Origin of the sequence: Niallia oryzisoli, from assembly GCF_036670025.1 — a bacterium.
GTDB classification, from domain to species: Bacteria; Bacillota; Bacilli; order Bacillales; family Cytobacillaceae; genus Bacillus_BD; species Bacillus_BD oryzisoli.
Map to the genome: position 1 here is coordinate 3,864,410 of NZ_CP137640.1, position 20,663 is coordinate 3,885,072.

Consider the following 20,663-nt stretch of genomic DNA (forward strand, 5'->3'; position numbering starts at 1 on the left):
CATTTTGAAAAGGTAAGCATATCTGAGATTTGTTTGATATGCTTATTTTTCATGTAATTAAAAATTCAGCAACGCAAGTATTAAGGTGCTTTCTCACTTTCGTTAATGAATTCCTTCACTAAACTTTCGAGAGTCTATAAACCCTTTTTCCTGTTGATTTCATAAGAAATTTATGCGTTCTTTAAGCTCTGAGTGATTATATAAAGTGACTTTACTTATTCCAGCTTCTTCTGCCACGCTATTGAAATTAATCGCTTTTGAGCCCTTCGTAAGGCGTTTTATGGCAGCTTCTACTTTTTCCTTTGTCATTTCTTTTGCTTACGTTTAACGTGTAACTTCCTTATTGGCTCTTCATGTTCAAAATTAGCCATGTTTAACACCATCCCCTTCCTTTCCTTGCCTTCTAACTGTCTCTTCAATTTACCACCCGATGAAACTTATAAATCTTTAAGAACGTATAGTATGGTAATGAACGGAGGGTGATAAAATGTATTTTTCGTCAAAAAAAGACTTATGGATGACAATCATTATTTGATTGTTGGCCTTTCTGTTTATTGTTCCACCCGTTTTTTTTCCAGAGTTTGGCGCTTGGATGACTCCTGAGTTTTTAGACAAGCAATGGATTAAAATTATTATCTTATTTCCAATTGGTTTTGGTTTCATGTGGATTTGGTTCAAAACGGGATATACAATCGAAAACCATTTTCTCAAAATAGAATACGGCCCTATTAAAAAGAAAATAAAGATTGATGAAATTCACAGTATTAGGGAAACCACAAATCCATTTACAGCCCCTGCATTGTCAATGGATAAAATAGAAATTACTTATGCAAGATTTCATACGATTTCCATTTCACCAAAAAAGAAAATGGAATTTGCTCGTCTATTACTAAAGCAAAACCCATATATAAAAACTTGATAAAAACTTTAAAGAACATTGAAACCAAAAAAGCCTTTATTCCTTTTGAGTATAAGGAATAAAGGCTTTTTTAAATTAATGTTCTGCTGAAACTTTACCACCAACATCGGTAGTTTTCTTGTTCATAATGTGACGGATATGAGATAATACCCAACGATCTAGACCGATTTTCCCTGCATTTGTACCAGCCACAAGAAGAAATATGCCTAGTAATGCCATGAGTGCATTCGGATTGGCTACGCCTGAGAATAGAAAAGAAAAGTTCATGACCACTCCAAAGAATGCAGCAGTTGTTGTTAAGCAGCCTAGGATTAATCCAAGTCCGACTATAAATTCACCCCATGGAACTAACACGTTAAATAGTTCGACATTTGGAATGGCCACTCCACCTAGGAAGGATGCCCACCAACTTTCAACTCCTGGATTCTTTACTACCCCTTGCAGGAAGCCTGAAGCATCAAAACCACCGCTGATCTTTTCCCATCCATGAGTCAAAAATGTATATCCTAAGTACAATCTAAATATTGTAAGTATAATAGAAGAAACATGACTTTCTCTTAACCATTTTACCATTATTACCACTCCTTGTATGTTAACTACCTTACAAATAGATTGTACTACATTAGCTTGAATTAAAAATAAGTTTGTTACTCTTTTCACATAATTGAAAAGTATCTTTGACAATTTTTTGAACTATAGTTTTTATCTATTGATTTTTTGTTAAATACCCGTTTAGGTTCCATTAAAAATATGGGATATTGAACAAACGCACCCGTTAATTTAAGTGTAATCCTTTACAATCTCTTCTACACCTTTATAAACCCCTATCCCTATTAAGTGTTGTTCCAGAATCCAGTACAATACAAAAAGACGCCTTCTTATTCAAGAAAAGCTCCCGATTGTGGAATATTGAAAAACACGAAACTAACGTTGTGGGTATTATGTTGTATCAATAACGACGAATTTATGAAAAAAAGCAAAAAAATATCGAATTGAATAATGCACAATGAAAGATTTTCAGCACTAGATGTTTTGACAAACCTTTCTTGACATAATTACATTCGCCTTTTCTCATATTAAGTACCGAGGAGGTGATGACATTGTCAATATTCGATCATAAGAAAAATAAAAAAAGTGGTCAGACAAATAAAGGTCAATCAACCAATGCTAAACCTAAAAGTCAGGAAGAGATTGCGAAAGAGTTCCTTCCTACAAACAGTCAAGCAAGTAGAATGTCAAATGCGTTTGCTTCATTGAAATCACTACCGAAGAGCCCAGAAGAGATTGCGAAAGAGTTCCTTCCTACAAACGGTCAAGCAAGTAGAATGTCAAATGCGTTTACTTCATTGAAATCACTACCGAAAAGCCATCAAGAGATTGCGAAATATTTCCTTCCTACAAACGGTCAAGCAAGTAGAATGTCAAATGCGTTTGCTTCATTGAAATCACTACCGAAAAGCCATCAAGAGATTGCGAAAGAATTTGCCCCTTCTAAAGGCCAAACATTTAAGCATGATGATGGTGCAAATTTGGGTAATCAGAAACCTAAGTAAGGATAATTTTATTTTAAAAATATGAAAGCCTGTGAAATTTTACTTGTTGTAAAATTTCACAGGCTATTTCATTACAGATGAGAGTTTTGTCTCAACCTCTCCACCTTTATTACAAAGAAAACTTATATTTATTCAAATACGGCTACTAAACGACCTTTTACTTCGTGATTTTTTAGTTTTTCTAAGCCTTTGTCGATTTCTTCAAATGGGATTGTGATAAGAGTTGGATTCATTTTTCCAGTAGCGAAGCAATCATATACGCCTTTTAAGTCTTCTACTGTCCCACCATTACTTCCCAGAAGCTTGATTTCTTTTGTAATCATTAAATAAGTATTGATATTGGATTCTAATTTACCCATACCAACAATCACAACTGTTCCTTGTGGTCTCACGGCTTCCAGTGCATCAGCAGTTGTTTGTCCAAAACCAGCAAAGTCAACAATGACATCGCATTCCGCTTCTTTCATATCAAGAATAGTGTCGTACACTTTTTTTACTACCAAGTTCTTCAGCAAGTTTACGAGCTTCTGGAGAAACATCAGTAGCGTACACTTCGCAACCTTTAATTAATGCCATTTGAAGAGCAAATTGCCCAAGACCACCGATTCCGATGATGCCTAACTTTGTACCTGCTTTTGCTTGTCCAATACTGAAAAGAGCACGATAAGCTGTGATTCCTGCATCAGTTGAAGCAGCACCTTCTACAAAGGACACGTCATCAGGAATTTTGACGCATTGATGAGCAGGAACACGCACTTTTTCAGCATAACCGCCGTCATAGTTGTACCCAGCAGTTATTTTCGTTGCTCTATCCATTGGGTTAACTCCAACGCGGTCTCCAACCTTGATATCTTCAACGCCTTCACCAACTTCAATAACAACCCCTGCAAACTCATGCCCCATAATAACAGGACCATTTGGGAAAAGAGGCATCCAACCTGGATCTTGTAATGCCGCAACGTCCGAATGGCAAAGACCAGCAGCTTTCACATCAATAACAACGTGATTTGCAATCGCTTTTGGATCTTCTTTTTCAATCAATTCTAGTGGAATATTTGTGCCTGTAAATTGCCAACCTTTCATACTATTGCCTCCAAATTGATTTACTTCTTTATTGCACGATAGTATTATCTAGGTTATCTTTGATTCAAATACCTTTAATTCATGATATCTTATAAATAAATTTTTCTCTTCATCTTACTATTTGTCATCAAACTAAACTTTTTGTTGTTTCATATCTTTGGAATCATCTTCTCGTGAAACAGCATTTTAACCGATTTCACATCCTCGTTCGTAAATCCCACCGAAACAGTAATTTCCTTATTTATATTCCAAAAGATAGTTATGGTTGAACAGCAATGTCGTATGGTTGTTGAACTTGTGAAAGTATCTTTTTATTCTAGGCAATTTCGAGACCATATGTTAAAAACAACTCGCCATACTGTTTGCCATGTAACAACACCAAAGATGTACTATCACTGCTACTGTCTAAAAAGTTTGTAACTGGATTCACTCATATAAAAACTCCTGAATTTAAGTTTCTCTTACCGGATTTATCATTTACAAAAATGTAGGAATTATACATCCTTTTATCGTTTAAGACTTCAACACAGAACTGATATCTCCCAACTGTTCCTTCAGGGAGTTGAATTATTTTCATGTATTGCATCAGCTTACTTCTACTTCTTTCCTACCCCTTTCTTTACTCCACAAAATGGCCCGATTGTTGAACACAAGTTAAACACCACTTTTCAACTAAACAGCCCCGTTTGTTCAACAAGAAAAAAGACCGCAGCAGCAGCTGTATTATTTGTCTGTTATAAATACGATTTTATAATCTGAGCCTAATTCTTCTCTCATTTTTCCAGCAAGATTTTGCCCGATTGCATTATGTTCATTAATAGGAATTTTCTTATATTGTTTAGTCCATTGATATAATTCATCTTTAAGATTATCTGTCAACGGAAAATCATCAATATCGAGATTCCAGCCACATACGTTGCACCATATTGGGTCAGCCACAAAATCCGCTTCAAGTTTATATGAATTGGTAAATTCGCATTTACACGCATCTTTTAACACAAAAGTCATCTCCCGAAAATCTGATCATTATCTTTAGGTAGAATTTCTCCACCCCAATCTCAGTAAAAACAATCTATTCCCCATCCATTGACAGACACCACTACTTCATCTTTTTTTCCTTCGTTTAAAATAAGACTTGTGAATAATTTAAGATATAATGATTCATCAATTAGTTCTTTTCCACAATTAGGGCAAAACCTTGGTTTCATTGTAAACTAAACCCTTTCATTGGTTATATTTCTCTTAACAATATAACAAAAAAATTTTGTTTTTTACTTCAACTAACCTCCCAGTTAAATAACAAGTATAAAATACTTTTATAAAATGGTAAAAGCAGTGTGATTTCATATGAGAAACCACACTGCCTTATAGTTGTTTTTATAATTACTTTTTTCTATCCTGGTACTTTAAAAGAGATTGGTTGCCCTGTTTTCAAGCGGTTGGACCTATAGCCTATCCTTTTTTGTTTAAAGAAGAAAAAATGGTAATATGTGATTTAAATAATTATTTAGGAAAAAAATAAAAAACGGACGTTTCCCATCACGCAAGCGTGGGCAGCGGATTCATTTGCACCAAAGACAATAAAACAAAAGGGGAGATATAAATGCTCTATAAAACAGCCCAAGTTGAAATGGGTAAGGAAGCAGAAGTTCAAAATTATTTAAACAGTCTCGGTCTAAAAAATGAACCATATACATCTGACGGAACTACTTTTATTGAAATTGAAGCTCCAACTGATTCAATAGTAGAGGAAATTAAGAAATTGGAAGGTGTAAAAAAAGTAAAGGATACTGTTTTCTATTCGGGAAGTTAAAAAAGAGAATAAAAACGGAGCCGCCTCATGTGACCATTTCTAAAAAGACCGAGATGATTCACAGTCTAAAGAAGCCAAAGATATGTTTTCTGTATACACATTAGGGAGTTAAAATCATGATGAAACACGGCTGGCTGGAGGAGCCGCCGCAAATGGAGGACCGAACTCAAATCATAAACAATGGATAAATGAAAAGGCAGCACTTATCATAGTGCTCGCCTTTATTCAGGCTGTTTTTATGCATCAGTTGTACTTCCACTCTTCTGATCGCTACAAATGATACTCATTAAACTAAAGCTACCCGTTTGTTTAAGTGGAACCTTTCACAAACTTTTTTAAAAATGAATACACATGGCTTTAAATTAACCAGTGTATCTCAAATTTTAATATTGTCTTTCTCCGTATGCTTGTATAATTCTGTAAAATATCACCCAAAAACTTTGTACCAATAAATAAATAGCAAAAGAATAATAGATGTTATATCCATTTCGATAATGAAAGATCCCTATATATACACAAAATAACTCTATTCCAACACTTACAAACGCCCACACCAATATGTATAACAAGGAAAAACGTGGCTTTATATTGAAGAAGTCATATATATAAAAGAAAAGATAGCTGAATGGTGCATACATAACATGGGATAAAAAATCCATGAATTGAAAGGAGGAACTATCATTTATATCATAATAACTAACTGGTAACACACCTAAAACGTGATCGAAAAAGAAACCAGTAAACACGCCACATAAGAGATAAACACAGGTTGTCTTTTTTGTAAAACGTTTTGGCAGTATTAACACCAATAGAGTTCCAACGAAGATTGAAATGATGATACACCACTCGTTTGCATTAAAACTATGATCATATCGAATTATATTCATGTTGATTTGAATTCTCCCTTTTCTAAGCCAAGAAACCATCTGGATATGCACCATCCTATGACAATAAATACCCCATACATAATAGCGGAATAGAATTCATTCCAACTATGATAAGTAATGAGCCCAGCCCACAAATATATACGGTCAGCTGCGCATAAGGATGATACGATTGCCAAGGATAAAATCCATTTCCCTTTCGCTTTTAAATGCGAATTGAGTAAGCATACAGACAATAGAATATGAAAAGGTATCACAATAAAACGGTCAATATACATGGCAAATGATCCTTCTACACTTCGAGTGAGTGGAACCAAGTGCAAATTGACATCTAGTATGGTGAATAGGGTAATTGTTATTATTACGATAAGAAAGTACAAAAAAGCCATGTCAGTAAGAGTTAGCCCTTTAGGAACAATAGCGAATACTATCAGCACTAACCAAGCTAACAAGGCTAGAACAGCGATGGACATGGCGTACATCCTTTCTATTGGCAGTTACACATATTATTACCAAATAACTTTAAATTAATTTAGTGCACTAGAGAAACAACGCCTTTTCCTTCTTCAACTAACCTGTCATTTCCTACAACAAAAAACGAGCTGCATAGCAACTCGTGATCATCAACTAAAGCCCCTGTTTGTTAAAGTACATTCCTTCACAAACTTATAAAACTTTGAATAAGAAAATGCTTAACCTCTTTAAAGTAATGTAACAAAAGGGAAAAGAGTTATATTACTGTTGGATTTTTTCTCAATAATTATCCAACAGTTTCTTTTCTAACTTACATATCACCTTATAATAACCTAATAAGATAAGTATAAGAATAGGGATAGCAAATACATCATACCACAACTTCCACCATCCCAAGTGAAAGAATCCCCAAGGTTCAGGAAGTAAGACAAGTGCTTCGTAAACGATAACACCTACAGTCCAACAGGTTATATAAATAGCCTGTTTAAAAAGATTGGAGTTAAAAGGAAACCAACTTAACAGCAGTATGTTTACTGGAGGAATTAATACAGTATGTGCAACAATTCCAATCCAATCTATACCTTTATCAAAATACCAGTACCCATTGTACTTAAATTCAACAATTACATCAAAGACAACCTGAAATGCAATAGTAAAGGTCCATATACTAACATTTCGAATGGACGGTATTTTATTTTTTATTAATGCAATTAAATTGAATAAGAAAATCGAAATAAAAAACAATACCATATTTTTTTCCTTTTTTCCTTTTTTACTTTTTATTATTAAATTATCCTGTACAAATTGATTAATACCTGGCTGGCTCTTATTTAACTATACTGCCCGGTTGAATAAGGATTATAATTTCGTAAAGTATTCAGTAAGCTTTTTATATTCTTTTTCATGCAATCGTTTATTTTCTTCTAGAGAAGCGATAACTACGTTTTGATTGTTTTCGTCTCGTTTTATTCGAGAGTCTATAAACCCTTTTTCCTGTTGATTTCGTAAGAAAAAAAACTGATAAAGACTTTGAAGATTACTAAGGAGAGTTAGTATACTCTTTTAATTTTAGGCTCTGTTAATCATATTGTTGGTTAGCGAGTGAGGACTTCTAAAATTACCGTCTCTTTGTTTCACAACCGAAAAAGCCTTTATTCCTTTTGAGTATAAGGAATAAAGGCTTTTTTTAATTAATGTTCTGCGGAAACTTTTCCACCAACATCGTTTGTCTTCTTGTTCATAATGTGACGAATATTAGTTAATACCCAACGATCTAGACCGATTTTCCCTGCATTTGTACCAGCCACAAGAATAAATATGCCTAGTAATGCCATTAGCGCATTCGGATTAGCTACGCCTGAGAATAGAAAAGAAAAGTTCATGACTACTCCAAAGAATGTAGCAGCTGTTGTTAAGCAGCCAAGGATTAATCCAAGTCCGACTAAAAATTCACCCCATGGAACTAACACGTTAAATAGTTCGACATTTGGAACGGCCACTCCACCTAGGAAGGATGCCCACCAGATTTCAATTCCAGGATTCTTTACTACCCCTTGCAGGAAGCCTGAAGCATCAAATCCACCGCTGATTTTTTCCCATCCGTGAGTCAAAAATGTATATCCTAAGTACAATCTAAATATTGTAAGTATTATAGAAGAAACACGACTTTCTCTTAACCACTTTACCATAATTACCACTCCTTATAAGTTAACTACCTTACAAATAGATTGTACTACATTATCCTGAATTAAAAATAAGTTTGTTACTCTTTTCACATTATTGAAAAGTTTCTTTGACAATTTTTCGAACTATAGTTTTTGTCTATTGATTTTTTGTTAAACATCCTTTTAGGTTCCTCTTGATATTGTTTTTTTCTTTTAAAAAGGCTCTGTTAAATTTTAAAGTTGATAATTGCACAAAAATAATGGAAACCCTATATTAGGGTTCCCTCCATTTTTATTTAACAAACACCCAGTTTGTTTAAGCGTTTTGCAACTTCGATTTTAAAAAAGGATTATGCTTTTTTCCAATGTTTTAGAGTAGGTAATAGTGTTGTCAGTTCTTTTCTTGCTTTTTCTTCGCCCATTGCTTCTCCCAAAACAGGTACAAGCATCTCAATCATTTCTTGCATAGATAGATTGGGGTGAATAAATTTCCATCTTGATAGCAATTTGTACAGTAAATACTTTCACTACCGTCTGGTTCTTTTGCTATGAAATGTGCGTGTTCTTCGTTAAAAGGTAAACCACAACTTTGACACATTGTTACTTTTGTCATTTTTATCATTCCCATCATATGGTAAATAATTTAAATTATTTTAATAAGTTACTAAACACTTTTTCCATCCTTACTGCCCAACCCGAATGTTTGTTCTCAGAAAGATTATACTATGGATTTCGAAAGGTATCAAATATCAACAATATACATTAACAGAGCCTTAAAAAAAGTGCCTGGTACCAACCAATTAGAGCGTAATTTTCTCAGAAAGTTACACTACCTCTTCTATTTCATTAAACAAATATACACTAAACTTTCCCAAAAGATCTAGATTGCTATATTTGACAATCCCAAATTGCGTACTTATGAAAGGAGGAAAAAATTCGATTTATACAAATTTGAACAATAGATGTTTTTACTTAGTAAAACAAAAAGACCTTCCAAGGAAGGTCGAAGTACTGTAATTTAAAAAAGTCCAGCTTCTCTTGCTGCTTCAATACTATTTCTGGCAAATTCAAATGGATCCATTCCAACGTTTTCCCAGTGCATATACATTAACCGTGGTTCTTCAAACAGCCAATGGTTATGAAAGGCTGTAACGATAAGTCCTCTTCTTCGTAATGCATCGAGCATTGGATTAACTTCTCTTTGAAGTAGTACTGATTCGCCTAGGTTAAGACCATTATTTTCAAAGGATAACATAAATGGAAGTGCTAATGGGGAGCGGGTGCGGCGTCCTAAAATAGTTGCTCTGATATTTCTAAGCCGCATAACAACACAAACAGGTGTGGGAGTAACTACCTCACCACCAATAATATCTGCAAGCTGTTGACAAGTTGACGCATTTATTCCACCAACATTACCAGGACTTCTACTTGGACGACTCATTTGGGATCCTGACCTTACTTCTAATTGATTATCAAATTCATCATTTCTTCTGTTGGTATTTGAACTCCTATATAAATTTTGATTTCCTAAATTATCGAATTCATTTCTGTTCATTAAAACATCTCCCTCTTTAATCTTATTAAACAGTTTATTCGGAGATGTTGGACAAGTATAAACTGATACATTAGGAAAGCAACCCTTTTATAATAAAACTTTGTTAAAATTATACAGGTAAATATTACCTTTCCAAAGCTTATTAACCATGTGCTCATCAACTTTTATTAAGTAATATGATGAAAATTTTTTGCCTAATTTATCCATAAAGAATTTCAAAATTATTTGTTTAAGCATATTTTGATATATAAAAATTTGGAAAGAGGTATGACACTTGACATATACCATTGTAACTGGAGCATTTCCTGGTCTTCCAGGATATGATATTGCCCATTATTATCCTGGTTTCCATCATTTCCTTTATCCATATTACTATCACAATCACATAACACATATCGTGCAACCTTATACACTTGTTCCTTATCATCTTTGATACCATAAGAAAATATATTGCTTTCACAATTTGAGAAAATCTATATTACAAGAGCAAGCCTATTTAAATTTCACCCCACCTTTTTGAAATTTAAATTTTGGCTTGCTCTCCTTCTGTTGCGCAATATAGGTCAAATGAGACATATAATTTCCTTCTTACTGGAATACTGCCCGTTAACACAATAACTAGTAAACGTACTGCCAAAATATACATATTTAACTGTCAAAAACACAGATTCCGATTCCTAGTCCTAAGCCCCTCAGGTAAATTATTCCCGACTTTTAAACCTGGCTATTACAATCATTTCACCTCCGAGTTGAAATGTCTTAAAATAGAATGAGCATAATTTTTGGAGGAAAATATGAAAAAGCTTATTAAAGTCGTAGCGGCCATTATTGAAAATGATCAAAACGAAATCTTATGTGCGCTTAGATCACCTGTGATGTCTGTTCCTAACAGTTGGGAATTCCCAGGTGGCAAGGTTGAGAAAAATGAAGATATCTATTCAGCACTTCAACGAGAAATTTTTGAAGAATTAGGATGTAAAATTGAAACAGATCACCAAGTGTATAATAATCATACACATACATACGATATCTATACTGTTAACCTAATATCGATTAAATGTAAGATTGTAGAAGGTGCTCCTAAAGCCAGTGAACACTCAAAACTAATTTGGCTAAAAAGAGAAAACTTAGAGTCACTGAAATGGGCTCCTGCTGATATTCCAGCGGTTGAGCAGTTGATGAGTGAAAAATAGGCTTCTGAATTTCTATTTAGATTAGTAAATTTTTTATTAAATTAACTAGGTGAAAAAGGATAAAACGAATTATAAAGGGATACGATACATGAAAAGACTCTCCTATATTAAACCCCAAATGGAGAAATAAATAAGGTGATAAAAATGAGTTGGATTATAAAGGCAAAACATCTAAATGATGAAAATAAAGTTATTGGATTAGAAGTTGAGGATAAGGAAGGCATTTTTGATGCAAATTTAAGATGGGACGGATTTATGGAGATTAATATACGATCCAAAACCGAAGAAAATAATGAATTTGAGGATACAATCCATACATCTGACATTAATGGACTCATTACTAAGTTAAGCGGCCTAAGACAAGTTTGTGTTGACCATTTTGACAATTGGATAGAAGATTAACATTAAAGGTGCCAGGCAGCCCCCAGAAAGTAAATGTTGTCTGGCACTTGATATTGATCAGAGACTTTCTCAACCGAAAACCCTTTTCTTTAAAGCGGTCTTTTTTATTACCCTTCTGATTACTCGTATTAACCCTACTACTGTACTAACGTTTCTCTAACCTTTTTTACCTCATTTAACAATAGTCCTGTATATTTTACAACTGCCTCATCAGAAAAACTTTCATTTTTAGTATTTTTATGATGGTTCCTCTGTTTATTTGATTTAAAGCTTATTTTTATTGATAAAAAATGAGATTTGTACCTTTGTTTTTCTTTTATTATTGCAAAAAAACCTCTAACCAAAAGATTAGAGGTTTATATTTATTGATTCCTATTTTTCAACTTTTCCATAAGACTTGCGGCTTGTTCCCTTCTTTTCTCAGTCTCCATTTTAAGCGGTGTCGAAGAAATTTTACCATCCTCAATTTTGATTAAAAGCACGTCACTTTGATGAACCGGATGATTAAACTGGTCCCTTTTTACAACTTCTTCAATTTCCTCATTTTCTGCGAAAAGCAGCTTAACCAATCCACTTTCAATTGAATCTATAATGTATTTTCCTTCTCTCATGGTTCACAAGCCCACCCATCATGGTCACGATCCATTTTCGATTGATACGCTGGATGACTGCTGTTTACACCCTTTGGATATACAGCACGTAATTCAGTACAATTGGCAAATCCAGTTTGAATAGGAGGCTGCGGTGTCGGTGTCGGCTGTGGTGTTGGTGCCGGCTGCGGCACTGGTTTCGGTTCCTGTGCTGCCTTCGTCTCTTCCCATTGTAAAGGATCTGCGTTGATCGAATAACTACTACCAATTGAATTAACCGTTATTGTACCTTGTTTATAAGTTGAGTAGATATTTACGTCATATAGTATTAAATCATTTACTACTTGATTATTTGGATGACCATAAGAGTTCTCACCATATGAAAGGATTGCTTCTCGTGGGTCTACAGCTTCGATAAAGTCACCGCTTGTACCTGTATTCGACCCATGGTGTGACACTTTTAAAATTTCCGCTTCTACATCGAAATTCGCCATTAGATAGCTCTCAACTTCTATTCCTGCATCGCCTGTTAGTAAGATGTCTGTCAATCCATATGAGAGCATAATAACAATGGAACCATCATTTAGATCATCTGAATTACTATTTACGGATAATACTTTTGCAGATACATTTGAATCATCTGTAACATTATCACCAATTTGTGGTACTACCGGCTCTATTCCATTTGCATTAATAATATCTAAATAATCCAGGAACGTTTGGGTTGTATGAACTTGACCACTATCAATGACCCTTTTCACTCCATAGTTTGGAATTACATAATTTGCTCCACCAATATGATCAGCATCCGGATGTGTAGCAATAAATGTATCAATCCGGGTGATTCCTTCTGACCTTAGCGCCGTTTCAATCGCATCATCAGAACGGCCTGCATCCACTAGGGCAGTTTTGCCGTTAGGATATTGAATAAAGATGGCATCTCCCTGGCCGACATTGAGGAATTTCACAACCATCGGTGGCTTACTTCTATAGGTAGGTTCCAATGTACGTGCCATAAATGCTGAAAATTGCCCGCGAGTAACTGATTGATCTGGACGATACGTTCCATTCGGATAGCCGCTTGCAATTCCTGAAGCAGATACGTTTAAAATTGCCTGATAAGCTTTCATATTAGACGAGATATCACGAAAGCTATTTGTTTGACCGGTAGTCAGTGGATAAGCCCGATCTAGAAAAATGGCCATTTGTCCACGATTAACGGGTTCGTTCGGACGATATGAGCCATCAGGAAAACCTGTAATAATTCCTTTCTCAACGGCGGACGCAATATATCCTGAGCCTGTTACGTTCGTATTAACATCCGTAAATTGAGTATTTCTCGGTTTCCCGTTTAATCCAAGCGCTCGGCCAATCATAATAGCCGCTTGAGCCCGTGTAACTGGATTATCCGCCTTAAATGATTCATCTGGGAAACCTGTAATAATATTTTTTGACGAAAGGTATAGAACCTCTTCATGAAATATATATTTGTTTGATAAATCATTAAAGCCTGCTGCTTGGCCTTTCATAGGAGTTACTGAACCAATTAATGATACAATGATAACTAACTTAATGAACCACTTCAAAACTCTTCCTCCAGTTTTATATTATATGACTATATTTAATAACATCCCCAAATCAATAAAATATTGACATAATATAAACAAATGAATACATGATATTTTTCCAAAAGATCGAGATTCCTGTATTTTAGCAATAATAAATGCTGTTTATGGCGGTATGTTTTTTTGAAAATAAATAAGCCGAAACTATGGAAGTAATGAATAAAAACTTGTACAGTTTCGGCTTATTAAAAATTGGGGAAATTCAACAAACACTACCGTTTAGTTGAGAACAATGCTTAAATATGAGTTGTCCTAACGACAAAAAAAGATAGCTTATTTAATTTATCGGAGGTATATTTTCCACCATGTCTCCCTCGTTATATGCTTCTTGAAATAATGGTGGCGTTTTCGCTTGAGACTGATTTTGTGATGAGGGACGAATACCATTTTGAGCTAATATATCCAAAATTTTTTGAATATCTTCTTTGGTTGCAGGTGCTTTGTTTGGCTTTACGGTAGTCGATATTTTACCATTGGACTCTAATATCGCCAATTCTACATCTTCGACATTGCCTATGTTTTTTAGGCGAAGTGAACCTTGTAGCTCATCAGTCGTTAGTCTGGCTTTTTTCAGCTCTTCTAATTTCATCTGTCCATCACTAATTAGTACTGATGGTACTCCATTAATAAACTTTCTGGATTTTGGTATCCATATTTGTATTTTCGCTAGTATTACAATTCCTATAATAAGCAAAGTTCCAGCATATATTGCTTGCCATTCATTTTTTAATGCTAAAGGTTGGATTAGTACAGCACCAATCGAAATCCTCAACACCGCTTCCGAAACTGTCGTTTCTGCAAGCGATCTCTTTCCTGCGATACGCAAAAGCATAATTGCAGCAAAAAAAATTAACAATGCCTTAAATATATAAGGTAAGGTAGGTAGATCGTTGAAAAAATCCATCATTTCTCTCATTCCTTTAAATTTTTTGTTATTATTTGTTAAATGCATGCCTAATATGTTGATAGCTTTAGAAACTAGATAATAACAAAAAATTTACATATAGGTGTTTTTTAGAGTAAGAATAAGAGCGAATAACCTAGTTTCTACTTAAACCTGCTCGTTACTACAATATGCCTTCATTAAGCTAAAAAGGGCAATAATTCCTTTAAAAATATGTTTACATAGAGAAGGAATTAAATTGTTATAATCGATGAAAAAGAATAAATCGAGTTTTAAAAGGATACAATACATGAAAAGACACTCCTATAATAAACATCAAATGGAGAAATATATAAGGTGGAAAAATGAAATTAGATCATAAAATCAAAACATGTAAATGATGAAAATAAAGTGATTGGAATAGAAGTTGAGGATGAAGATGGCATTTTTGATGCCAATTTATGATGGGACGGCTTTATGGAGATTCATATACCATCCAAAACTGAAGAAAATAATGAATTAGAGGATATAATCCATACATCTGACATTAATGGACTTATTACAAAGTTATGCGGTCTAGACAGGTTTGTGTTGACCATTTTGACAATTGGATAGAAGATTAACATTAAGAGTGCCAGGCACCCTCCAGATGTTTCCTTTAACTTCCTAATTTGTAGGGGCTTAGGTTGGCACCAACCAATTTTGGTTCCTGCTGAAAATCCAGAAGTTGAGCAACGAATGAATGAAAAATAGTCTTCTCAATTGAGAAGACTTAGGCATTCTAAATTGGTTTTGCATTAAAGTAAGTGTTAAAGTGATTATTCAACAAATTACGCCCCCATCCTTCCCCCCTTGTTAACAACACTCGTTTGTCGATTTCTTCATAACTCATGTTTATTTTGTTTCACGGTGTAAAGTTCGTCTTTTTAATCGTGGACAATACTTCATCAGTTCAATTCTCTCAGGTTTATTTCTCTTGTTTTTTGTTGTGATATAATTACGGTCACCTGTCTCGGTGCATGCTAACGTGATTTTTACTCTCATTTCTTCTTCCTCCTTGATTTTATGTTTTAAAAAAATTTTAATTAAGCAACATGAAAGCTGGGAAACTTATCCTCAAATTGAGCCCAATCCATTTCCATTTCCTCATCTGTTAATAAACATTGATCCAGTTCAGACTCTATTTCCTTTTGGTCCATATCCACCCCAATGAAGACAAGCTCCGTCATTCGATCGCCGAATTGCGGGTCCCATCTCTCAAGTAAGTCTGGTTCGTCCTTTAGGATTTGCTCCCTTTCCTGTTCAGGATAGGCAGCGATCCATTCCCCTGCTCCTTGAAAAACGATGGAGGGGCCTGCTTGGGACAGTAACCCTGTCATATCATTTCGTGATGCAAGCCAAAAGAAACCTTTTGCCCGTATGATTTCAACAGGCCAGTTCTCCATCCATTGCCTCCATCTTTCAGGGTGAAACGGTCTCTGCCTGCGATAAACAAAGGAGGAGATTCCATACTCTTCTGTTTCCGGTGTGTGTTCCTCATTCAGCTCCTTTATCCACCCTGCTCCCTGGCTGGCCTCTTCAAAATTAAATAAGCCTGTATCAAGAATGTCCATTAACAGAATCTCTGAATGAGAACTTTCGATAATCTTAGCTCCCGGATTAAGCTTTTGTAATACTTCCTTTAGTTCAAGTACACTGTCTTTATCCACTAAATCAATTTTGTTTAAGACTAACACATTGGCAAATTCAATTTGGTCAATTAATAAATCCACTACTTCACGAGCATCCGTTTCATCCTTTGCCTGCTTTCGATCTAGCAGGCTCTCTCCCGAGGCAAAGTCATGCCAAAACCGTTTTGCATCAACAATTGTTACCATCGTATCAAGCTTGCAATATTCCGTTAGGTTAATGCCAAGATTCTCATCAATATAGGTAAAGGTTTGAGCAACCGGAATCGGCTCTGAGATTCCCGAGGATTCAATTAAAATATAGTCGATATCACCCGATTGAACGAGCTTTTCCACTTCAATCATTAAATCTTCTCTCAGGCTGCAGCAAATACAGCCGTTTTGAAACTCTACTAATTTTTCATTTGTTCGTGAGAATCCACCTTGTTTGACTAAAGAAGCATCAATATTTACTTCACTCATATCGTTCACAATAACAGCTATTTTTTTATTTTCCCGATTTTTTAATACATGGTTCAATAATGTTGTTTTCCCCGCACCTAAGTAACCACTTAATACGGTTACAGGAATAGTTTTGCTCATTTGTTTCACCTCTATTTGATAATTGAAATCATTACGATTTAAAGTTTATAGACTGCTAACAATTTTTTCTGCTACATGTCTAGCCCCGGATATATTTCTTGCAATCGGTCCACCAGTTCAGCTAGCGGACCCGTTACATAAAGTTGAGGATGCCATTCTAACGTTTTACTTATAATGGGGTATCCACATTTGGCACATGGCAAGTCTAAATCCTTGATGATCTTACCAAGCCAATTAAATCCTGGCGGTGATGGTATAAATCCGGTTGCAAGTAAGATATTATGTACATCCATTTCTTTCTCCATTTTCAATGTAATTTTATTGTTGTTTGCATAAGCTGATTTCACTTCCTTATTTAAATCGTAATAATTTCGATTTAAATTCTACAAAATATCTTTAGTTATAGCAAGTTTTTTTATAAATTAATCTTAATGCCATAGATTTTTGGGTCTGAATAAAAGCATAGATGTCGGAAACCCCTTTATATAACTATTGTCTAATACATAAAAAAACACCAAATATTGGATTCTTCGTGAATGACAGACACCTTATGAGAAAGTGTCAATGAAAAACCATTACTCCGATACTTTTATTAATATTGGATAAATATATGGCTCAGCTGGCTCTTTTATTACTGTCCATTTCTCCGCTTTTATCAATGGTAATTCAATTCCATTGTAGGTGGTTACTTCTAGAGTTCCTTCTATTTCAAGCCACGTGTCTTGATCAAATTCACTAGCTTGGTTAAATTCAGCTATCAATCCAGTGATACTTGCATCCGCAATACAATGGGTGATAAGAAACCTTGATAGTACAAGCTGGTTCTCCTTAAGTCCCTCTTCCTTATAAACAAACCCGCTTACTTTTATTTTCCTTCCTTCAAAATCATTTGGGTTCATATTCATAGCTTCAACATAAGAGGAATACATCCCGTCATTCATTTGAATCACCTTTGATTCCTCCAGTTTTTTCATTTCTTGATTATATTCCTCTTCTGAAAAAAAGTTATTATTTGGTAAGACTCCTTGTTCCTCTTGGATGCCAGTTCGATCGTTTTCTGATACAGACTCCTCTATTCCATTATTTTCATTTCTATTAATCTGTGGCAGAATCGTTCCTTTTTTCGCGGCAATGGTGGAATCCAATACGGTTGGAGCAAATGAAAAGCCAGTCAATAAAGGAAAAATAAGAATGCAGTAACTCATTAACCTTTTGGACAAGGAACCAGAATACCCATGATCATGGGTACAACCTGGTGAACAGTGAACATGGGAATCCTCCTCCTTCTCCCAGATTCGAAAAATCTGAATACAGAAAAAAAGAATAAAAACACCTGCAGCAATCATACTCATTCCATCGTACTTTGGATTGATATACTTTTTTATATCTCCCGTGATATGAAGTCCGATAAAGTAAATAGCAAAGGCGGCTAATACCACAGCTCTTATAAAATGTTGAAAACGGACGCGAATCATCCTAGTTTACCCCCTAAAAGAAACTTATAAGGTTGACACAGATAAATACAATCATAGTGATTAAAAAAAGCAAGATGAAGACAAACTTTGCTCTAAATACACTCAATAGCATGATCGTATTTTTCAAATCTATCATTGGACCAAATATTAAAAAGGCTAATATGGAGGAAGTTGGAAATAAATTTCTAAAGGAAGCACCTATGAAAGCATCTGCCTCCGAACATAGTGATAAGAAATAGGCTAGTCCCATCATCACAGTCGTAGATCCTACAACTCCCTCCCCAAAAAGGAGTAAGGATTTTGCAGATACATAGGTTTGTACAAAGGCAGCAATAAAAGCACCCAGAATTAAGTATTTTCCCATATCAAGAAACTCATCAATGGAATGTTTCATCATTTCTTCTACTCGTTGAATAAAGGACTCTTTCTTCTTTGTATTATCTATAGATGAAGTAAAGTCGGATACAGCATGTTTCAATTGGTTTGACTTAAATAGATAACTAATGATAAGGGTTATAATGAAGGCTGCTACAAAGCCTACCCCCATTCTTAATCCAGCCATTTTACTGTCATTCCCGAAGGCCATATAAGTAGAGAAAATGACAATGGGATTAATTAATGGACCTGTCAGAAGAAAGCCGATTCCAGCATGTATAGGTACACCTTTTGATATTAACCTTCGTACGATAGGCACTATTCCACACTCGCAGGCAGGAAATACAGCTCCTACCACACAACTCATAATGACGGCTAAGAATCTATTTTTTGGAATCAAACGACGAATATGATCTTCCGTTACAAATATTTGAATAAATCCTGCAATGAGAACTCCAATTAAAACAAATGGAATCGCCTCTATTAAAATGCTTAAAAAAATCGTATTTAATTGTAGAAAAGAATCCGGTAAATGAATGGACAACTCTTTTCCAGCTAGTTGACTAATCGTCATAAAATAAATCACTATACCAATAGCTATTATGCTAGTAAAATCAATAAGATATGAATGAATCCAACGCATCATATAGTTCATTCCTCCACCTATTCACTGCTTCGATTAAGATCTTAGATCAATATCCTCATTGTAATAATATGATTATCTTTCTTAAAAAATGTCCAAGCCCCATAAATCTTAGAAGGCATGTCAGAGAATACGAACTCTGTGATCATGCCTTCTTAATCAATTTAAACGCTTTTCGTTTTAAATGTACGATTAAAGCTATGAAGAACTTCTTCAATATTTAATCTATCACCAATTAAGATAATAGTAGGTTGGATGTAAGCGGTCTCTTCCATTTTCTCTACTATTAGGTTACCTGATGAAAACTGAAAATTATAAAGACCTGAGCTGCCCTCTAATTTAATGATTCCCTTACCTCTTAGAACGGTTTTAGGCAGCTTTTTCAACCATGTTTCTAATTCTCTTTTTTTCATTTCAGGTAACTGACTAATCTTTAAAGCATTGATGGTAGAATGATGGTGCTCACTTTTATATTCGTGTACAGGGCTGCTTTCTAAGGTTTTTTCTTGATGAGCTTCCGCTGTATGTACATAATATCTTTTTAATAAGAGTTCTTTTATTGAAATATTTCCAAATGTGGTTCTGAAAATAGGCACTCCAGACTTCACATTCTCTTTTATTTTTTGCTCGATCTTTGATAAGGACTTCTCTTTTACAAGGTCAACTTTGTTTGCTAGAACCATAGTGGAACTTGAAATTTGCTCCTTCAGCAATTGACGAACTTCAGCTGTACTCGAAAAAATGCTTTGATATTCTAAAAAGTGGCTTGCATCTATCAGACTAATGATTGAATGTAATTCATAGTAATCTAAAAACTCAGGGCTCATTAAGGTCTCTTCGATCTCTTGCGGATTGGCAACGCCTGTCCCCTCAATGAATAATAAATCTATGTGATTCCTTTGAATTTCTTCTATAAACTGGCGGAATGTTTCCTTTAAATCATCTTGAATCGTACAACATATACATCCGTTTAATAATTCTTTTACCTGTTGATTGTTAAACAAAAAGCTCTCTACATTGACTTCCCCTAGTTCATTTAAAATAATTCCTGGCCTTTTTTGATTTCTTTCACACTCTTTAATCATATTTAACAGTACAGTTGTTTTCCCACTTCCTAAAAATCCGCTAATGATATATACGGGTATTTTTTTCATTAAAAATGCTCCTTTTTTCGATTCTCTTTATTTTCTATCAGTAATCACTCTTCTTGAGTAGAAGTTGCTAAATCATCATAAATCGTAAGTATTCTGATTTATATTATA

24 protein-coding genes and 2 pseudogenes are annotated in these 20,663 nt (G+C 34.7%); 7 read left to right on the forward strand and 19 right to left on the reverse strand.

From position 1 onward, the window contains the following. Window positions 1–162 precede the first annotated feature (162 nt). Window positions 163–371: pseudogene (locus R4Z09_RS19435) on the reverse strand (DUF6262 family protein); the annotation flags it as partial. A gap of 221 nt (window positions 372–592) precedes the next feature. On the opposite strand from R4Z09_RS19435, the gene R4Z09_RS19440 reads away from it, so the two are divergent. Beyond that, window positions 593–919, forward strand: a complete 327-nt coding sequence (locus R4Z09_RS19440; protein WP_338448393.1) for a PH domain-containing protein — start codon at window positions 593–595, stop codon at window positions 917–919. A 75-nt stretch (window positions 920–994) separates the two neighbouring features. Here R4Z09_RS19440 and R4Z09_RS19445 read toward each other — a convergent pair whose 3' ends face one another. Then, a complete protein-coding gene (locus tag R4Z09_RS19445) occupies window positions 995–1,495 on the reverse strand; it encodes a DoxX family protein (protein WP_338453306.1) in 501 nt (166 codons plus the stop codon). A 518-nt stretch (window positions 1,496–2,013) separates the two neighbouring features. Here R4Z09_RS19445 and R4Z09_RS19450 point away from each other — a divergent pair. Further along, window positions 2,014–2,472, forward strand: a complete 459-nt coding sequence (locus R4Z09_RS19450; RefSeq protein WP_338448394.1) for a cohesin — start codon at window positions 2,014–2,016, stop codon at window positions 2,470–2,472. Window positions 2,473–2,600: 128 nt separating this feature from the next. Here R4Z09_RS19450 and R4Z09_RS19455 read toward each other — a convergent pair whose 3' ends face one another. The 3 genes from R4Z09_RS19455 to R4Z09_RS19465 all read right to left on the reverse strand — a co-directional run bounded on the left by R4Z09_RS19455 (window position 2,601) and on the right by R4Z09_RS19465 (window position 4,554). Then, on the reverse strand, window positions 2,601–2,960 hold the full coding sequence (locus tag R4Z09_RS19455) for a zinc-binding dehydrogenase (RefSeq protein ID WP_338448395.1): 360 nt from the start codon (window positions 2,958–2,960) through the stop codon (window positions 2,601–2,603). After that, entirely contained in the window at window positions 2,941–3,555 is a 615-nt protein-coding gene (locus tag R4Z09_RS19460) for an alcohol dehydrogenase catalytic domain-containing protein (RefSeq protein WP_338448396.1), read from the reverse strand. Before R4Z09_RS19460 ends, R4Z09_RS19455 begins: the two co-directional genes overlap by 20 nt. Before the next feature lie 723 nt (window positions 3,556–4,278). After that, window positions 4,279–4,554, reverse strand: a complete 276-nt coding sequence (locus tag R4Z09_RS19465; protein WP_338448397.1) for a hypothetical protein — start codon at window positions 4,552–4,554, stop codon at window positions 4,279–4,281. A 604-nt stretch (window positions 4,555–5,158) separates the two neighbouring features. On the opposite strand from R4Z09_RS19465, the gene R4Z09_RS19470 reads away from it, so the two are divergent. Beyond that, window positions 5,159–5,368 carry a hypothetical protein gene (locus tag R4Z09_RS19470; protein WP_338448398.1) on the forward strand — a complete coding sequence of 70 codons (210 nt, stop codon included), beginning with the start codon at window positions 5,159–5,161 and terminating at the stop codon, window positions 5,366–5,368. Window positions 5,369–6,251: 883 nt separating this feature from the next. Here the strand turns inward: R4Z09_RS19470 and R4Z09_RS19475 are convergent. The 5 genes and pseudogenes from R4Z09_RS19475 to R4Z09_RS19490 form a co-directional block, all read right to left on the reverse strand. Beyond that, window positions 6,252–6,725 (reverse strand): hypothetical protein, encoded by a 474-nt coding sequence (locus R4Z09_RS19475; RefSeq protein ID WP_338448399.1) that lies wholly within the window; start codon window positions 6,723–6,725, stop codon window positions 6,252–6,254. 280 nt (window positions 6,726–7,005) lie between these two features. Continuing rightward, entirely contained in the window at window positions 7,006–7,476 is a 471-nt protein-coding gene (locus R4Z09_RS19480; protein WP_338448400.1) for a hypothetical protein, read from the reverse strand. A gap of 440 nt (window positions 7,477–7,916) precedes the next feature. Further along, window positions 7,917–8,417 carry a DoxX family protein gene (locus R4Z09_RS19485; protein WP_338453307.1) on the reverse strand — a complete coding sequence of 167 codons (501 nt, stop codon included), beginning with the start codon at window positions 8,415–8,417 and terminating at the stop codon, window positions 7,917–7,919. 323 nt (window positions 8,418–8,740) lie between these two features. After that, window positions 8,741–9,021, reverse strand: a pseudogene (locus R4Z09_RS31130) (zinc ribbon domain-containing protein). Window positions 9,022–9,408: 387 nt separating this feature from the next. Then, window positions 9,409–9,945 (reverse strand): DUF1259 domain-containing protein, encoded by a 537-nt coding sequence (locus R4Z09_RS19490; protein ID WP_338448401.1) that lies wholly within the window; start codon window positions 9,943–9,945, stop codon window positions 9,409–9,411. Window positions 9,946–10,219: 274 nt separating this feature from the next. Between R4Z09_RS19490 and R4Z09_RS19495 the strand changes: the two genes are divergently transcribed. The 3 genes from R4Z09_RS19495 to R4Z09_RS19505 all read left to right on the forward strand — a co-directional run bounded on the left by R4Z09_RS19495 (window position 10,220) and on the right by R4Z09_RS19505 (window position 11,540). Further along, the gene (locus tag R4Z09_RS19495; protein WP_338448402.1) at window positions 10,220–10,378 is read left to right on the forward strand and encodes a hypothetical protein; all 159 of its coding nucleotides are present in this window, start codon (window positions 10,220–10,222) and stop codon (window positions 10,376–10,378) included. Window positions 10,379–10,739: 361 nt separating this feature from the next. Further along, entirely contained in the window at window positions 10,740–11,138 is a 399-nt protein-coding gene (locus tag R4Z09_RS19500; protein ID WP_338448403.1) for a (deoxy)nucleoside triphosphate pyrophosphohydrolase, read from the forward strand. 144 nt (window positions 11,139–11,282) lie between these two features. Beyond that, window positions 11,283–11,540 (forward strand): hypothetical protein, encoded by a 258-nt coding sequence (locus tag R4Z09_RS19505; RefSeq protein WP_338448404.1) that lies wholly within the window; start codon window positions 11,283–11,285, stop codon window positions 11,538–11,540. Between the two features lie 362 nt (window positions 11,541–11,902). Here R4Z09_RS19505 and R4Z09_RS19510 read toward each other — a convergent pair whose 3' ends face one another. The 3 genes from R4Z09_RS19510 to R4Z09_RS19520 all read right to left on the reverse strand — a co-directional run bounded on the left by R4Z09_RS19510 (window position 11,903) and on the right by R4Z09_RS19520 (window position 14,662). After that, window positions 11,903–12,151, reverse strand: coding sequence for a DUF3006 family protein (locus R4Z09_RS19510; RefSeq protein WP_338448405.1), 249 nt, complete (start codon window positions 12,149–12,151; stop codon window positions 11,903–11,905). Next, window positions 12,148–13,716 carry an S-layer homology domain-containing protein gene (locus R4Z09_RS19515; protein WP_338448406.1) on the reverse strand — a complete coding sequence of 523 codons (1,569 nt, stop codon included), beginning with the start codon at window positions 13,714–13,716 and terminating at the stop codon, window positions 12,148–12,150. The genes R4Z09_RS19510 and R4Z09_RS19515 overlap by 4 nt, the downstream gene beginning before the upstream one ends. Before the next feature lie 316 nt (window positions 13,717–14,032). Then, entirely contained in the window at window positions 14,033–14,662 is a 630-nt protein-coding gene (locus R4Z09_RS19520) for a DUF421 domain-containing protein (protein ID WP_338448407.1), read from the reverse strand. A 453-nt stretch (window positions 14,663–15,115) separates the two neighbouring features. Between R4Z09_RS19520 and R4Z09_RS19525 the strand changes: the two genes are divergently transcribed. Next, on the forward strand, window positions 15,116–15,253 hold the full coding sequence (locus R4Z09_RS19525; RefSeq protein WP_338448408.1) for a hypothetical protein: 138 nt from the start codon (window positions 15,116–15,118) through the stop codon (window positions 15,251–15,253). 279 nt (window positions 15,254–15,532) lie between these two features. On the opposite strand, the gene rpmG is transcribed toward R4Z09_RS19525, so the two are convergent. The 6 genes from rpmG to R4Z09_RS19555 form a co-directional block, all read right to left on the reverse strand. Next, window positions 15,533–15,682, reverse strand: a complete 150-nt coding sequence (rpmG, locus tag R4Z09_RS19530; protein WP_338448409.1) for a 50S ribosomal protein L33 — start codon at window positions 15,680–15,682, stop codon at window positions 15,533–15,535. Window positions 15,683–15,723: 41 nt separating this feature from the next. Then, a complete protein-coding gene (locus tag R4Z09_RS19535; RefSeq protein ID WP_338448410.1) occupies window positions 15,724–16,908 on the reverse strand; it encodes a GTP-binding protein in 1,185 nt (394 codons plus the stop codon). 71 nt (window positions 16,909–16,979) lie between these two features. Further along, window positions 16,980–17,201 carry a hypothetical protein gene (locus tag R4Z09_RS19540; protein ID WP_338448411.1) on the reverse strand — a complete coding sequence of 74 codons (222 nt, stop codon included), beginning with the start codon at window positions 17,199–17,201 and terminating at the stop codon, window positions 16,980–16,982. A gap of 282 nt (window positions 17,202–17,483) precedes the next feature. Next, window positions 17,484–18,383: a TIGR03943 family putative permease subunit gene (locus R4Z09_RS19545; protein WP_338448412.1), complete on the reverse strand. Its 900-nt coding sequence runs from the start codon at window positions 18,381–18,383 to the stop codon at window positions 17,484–17,486. Between the two features lie 13 nt (window positions 18,384–18,396). Further along, on the reverse strand, window positions 18,397–19,404 hold the full coding sequence (locus R4Z09_RS19550) for a permease (RefSeq protein WP_338448413.1): 1,008 nt from the start codon (window positions 19,402–19,404) through the stop codon (window positions 18,397–18,399). 161 nt (window positions 19,405–19,565) lie between these two features. Continuing rightward, a complete protein-coding gene (locus R4Z09_RS19555) occupies window positions 19,566–20,555 on the reverse strand; it encodes a GTP-binding protein (RefSeq protein WP_338448414.1) in 990 nt (329 codons plus the stop codon). Window positions 20,556–20,663 lie beyond the last annotated feature (108 nt).

What these genes read in the sequence shown, in the direction of transcription:
- R4Z09_RS19440 (WP_338448393.1), top strand. Translation starts at nt 593, where the DNA reads ATGACTCCTGAGTTTTTAGACAAGCAATGGATTAAAATTATTATCTTA.
- R4Z09_RS19450 (WP_338448394.1), top strand. Translation starts at nt 2,014, where the DNA reads ATGACATTGTCAATATTCGATCATAAGAAAAATAAAAAAAGTGGTCAG.
- R4Z09_RS19460 (WP_338448396.1), bottom strand. Translation starts at nt 3,555, where the DNA reads ATGAAAGGTTGGCAATTTACAGGCACAAATATTCCACTAGAATTGATT.
- R4Z09_RS19470 (WP_338448398.1), top strand. Translation starts at nt 5,159, where the DNA reads ATGCTCTATAAAACAGCCCAAGTTGAAATGGGTAAGGAAGCAGAAGTT.
- R4Z09_RS19475 (WP_338448399.1), bottom strand. Translation starts at nt 6,725, where the DNA reads ATGTCCATCGCTGTTCTAGCCTTGTTAGCTTGGTTAGTGCTGATAGTA.
- R4Z09_RS19480 (WP_338448400.1), bottom strand. Translation starts at nt 7,476, where the DNA reads ATGGTATTGTTTTTTATTTCGATTTTCTTATTCAATTTAATTGCATTA.
- R4Z09_RS19490 (WP_338448401.1), bottom strand. Translation starts at nt 9,945, where the DNA reads ATGAACAGAAATGAATTCGATAATTTAGGAAATCAAAATTTATATAGG.
- R4Z09_RS19500 (WP_338448403.1), top strand. Translation starts at nt 10,740, where the DNA reads ATGAAAAAGCTTATTAAAGTCGTAGCGGCCATTATTGAAAATGATCAA.
- R4Z09_RS19505 (WP_338448404.1), top strand. Translation starts at nt 11,283, where the DNA reads ATGAGTTGGATTATAAAGGCAAAACATCTAAATGATGAAAATAAAGTT.
- R4Z09_RS19510 (WP_338448405.1), bottom strand. Translation starts at nt 12,151, where the DNA reads ATGAGAGAAGGAAAATACATTATAGATTCAATTGAAAGTGGATTGGTT.
- R4Z09_RS19520 (WP_338448407.1), bottom strand. Translation starts at nt 14,662, where the DNA reads ATGATGGATTTTTTCAACGATCTACCTACCTTACCTTATATATTTAAG.
- R4Z09_RS19525 (WP_338448408.1), top strand. Translation starts at nt 15,116, where the DNA reads ATGGAGATTCATATACCATCCAAAACTGAAGAAAATAATGAATTAGAG.
- rpmG (WP_338448409.1), bottom strand. Translation starts at nt 15,682, where the DNA reads ATGAGAGTAAAAATCACGTTAGCATGCACCGAGACAGGTGACCGTAAT.
- R4Z09_RS19535 (WP_338448410.1), bottom strand. Translation starts at nt 16,908, where the DNA reads ATGAGCAAAACTATTCCTGTAACCGTATTAAGTGGTTACTTAGGTGCG.
- R4Z09_RS19540 (WP_338448411.1), bottom strand. Translation starts at nt 17,201, where the DNA reads ATGGATGTACATAATATCTTACTTGCAACCGGATTTATACCATCACCG.
- R4Z09_RS19545 (WP_338448412.1), bottom strand. Translation starts at nt 18,383, where the DNA reads ATGATTCGCGTCCGTTTTCAACATTTTATAAGAGCTGTGGTATTAGCC.
- R4Z09_RS19550 (WP_338448413.1), bottom strand. Translation starts at nt 19,404, where the DNA reads ATGATGCGTTGGATTCATTCATATCTTATTGATTTTACTAGCATAATA.
- R4Z09_RS19555 (WP_338448414.1), bottom strand. Translation starts at nt 20,555, where the DNA reads ATGAAAAAAATACCCGTATATATCATTAGCGGATTTTTAGGAAGTGGG.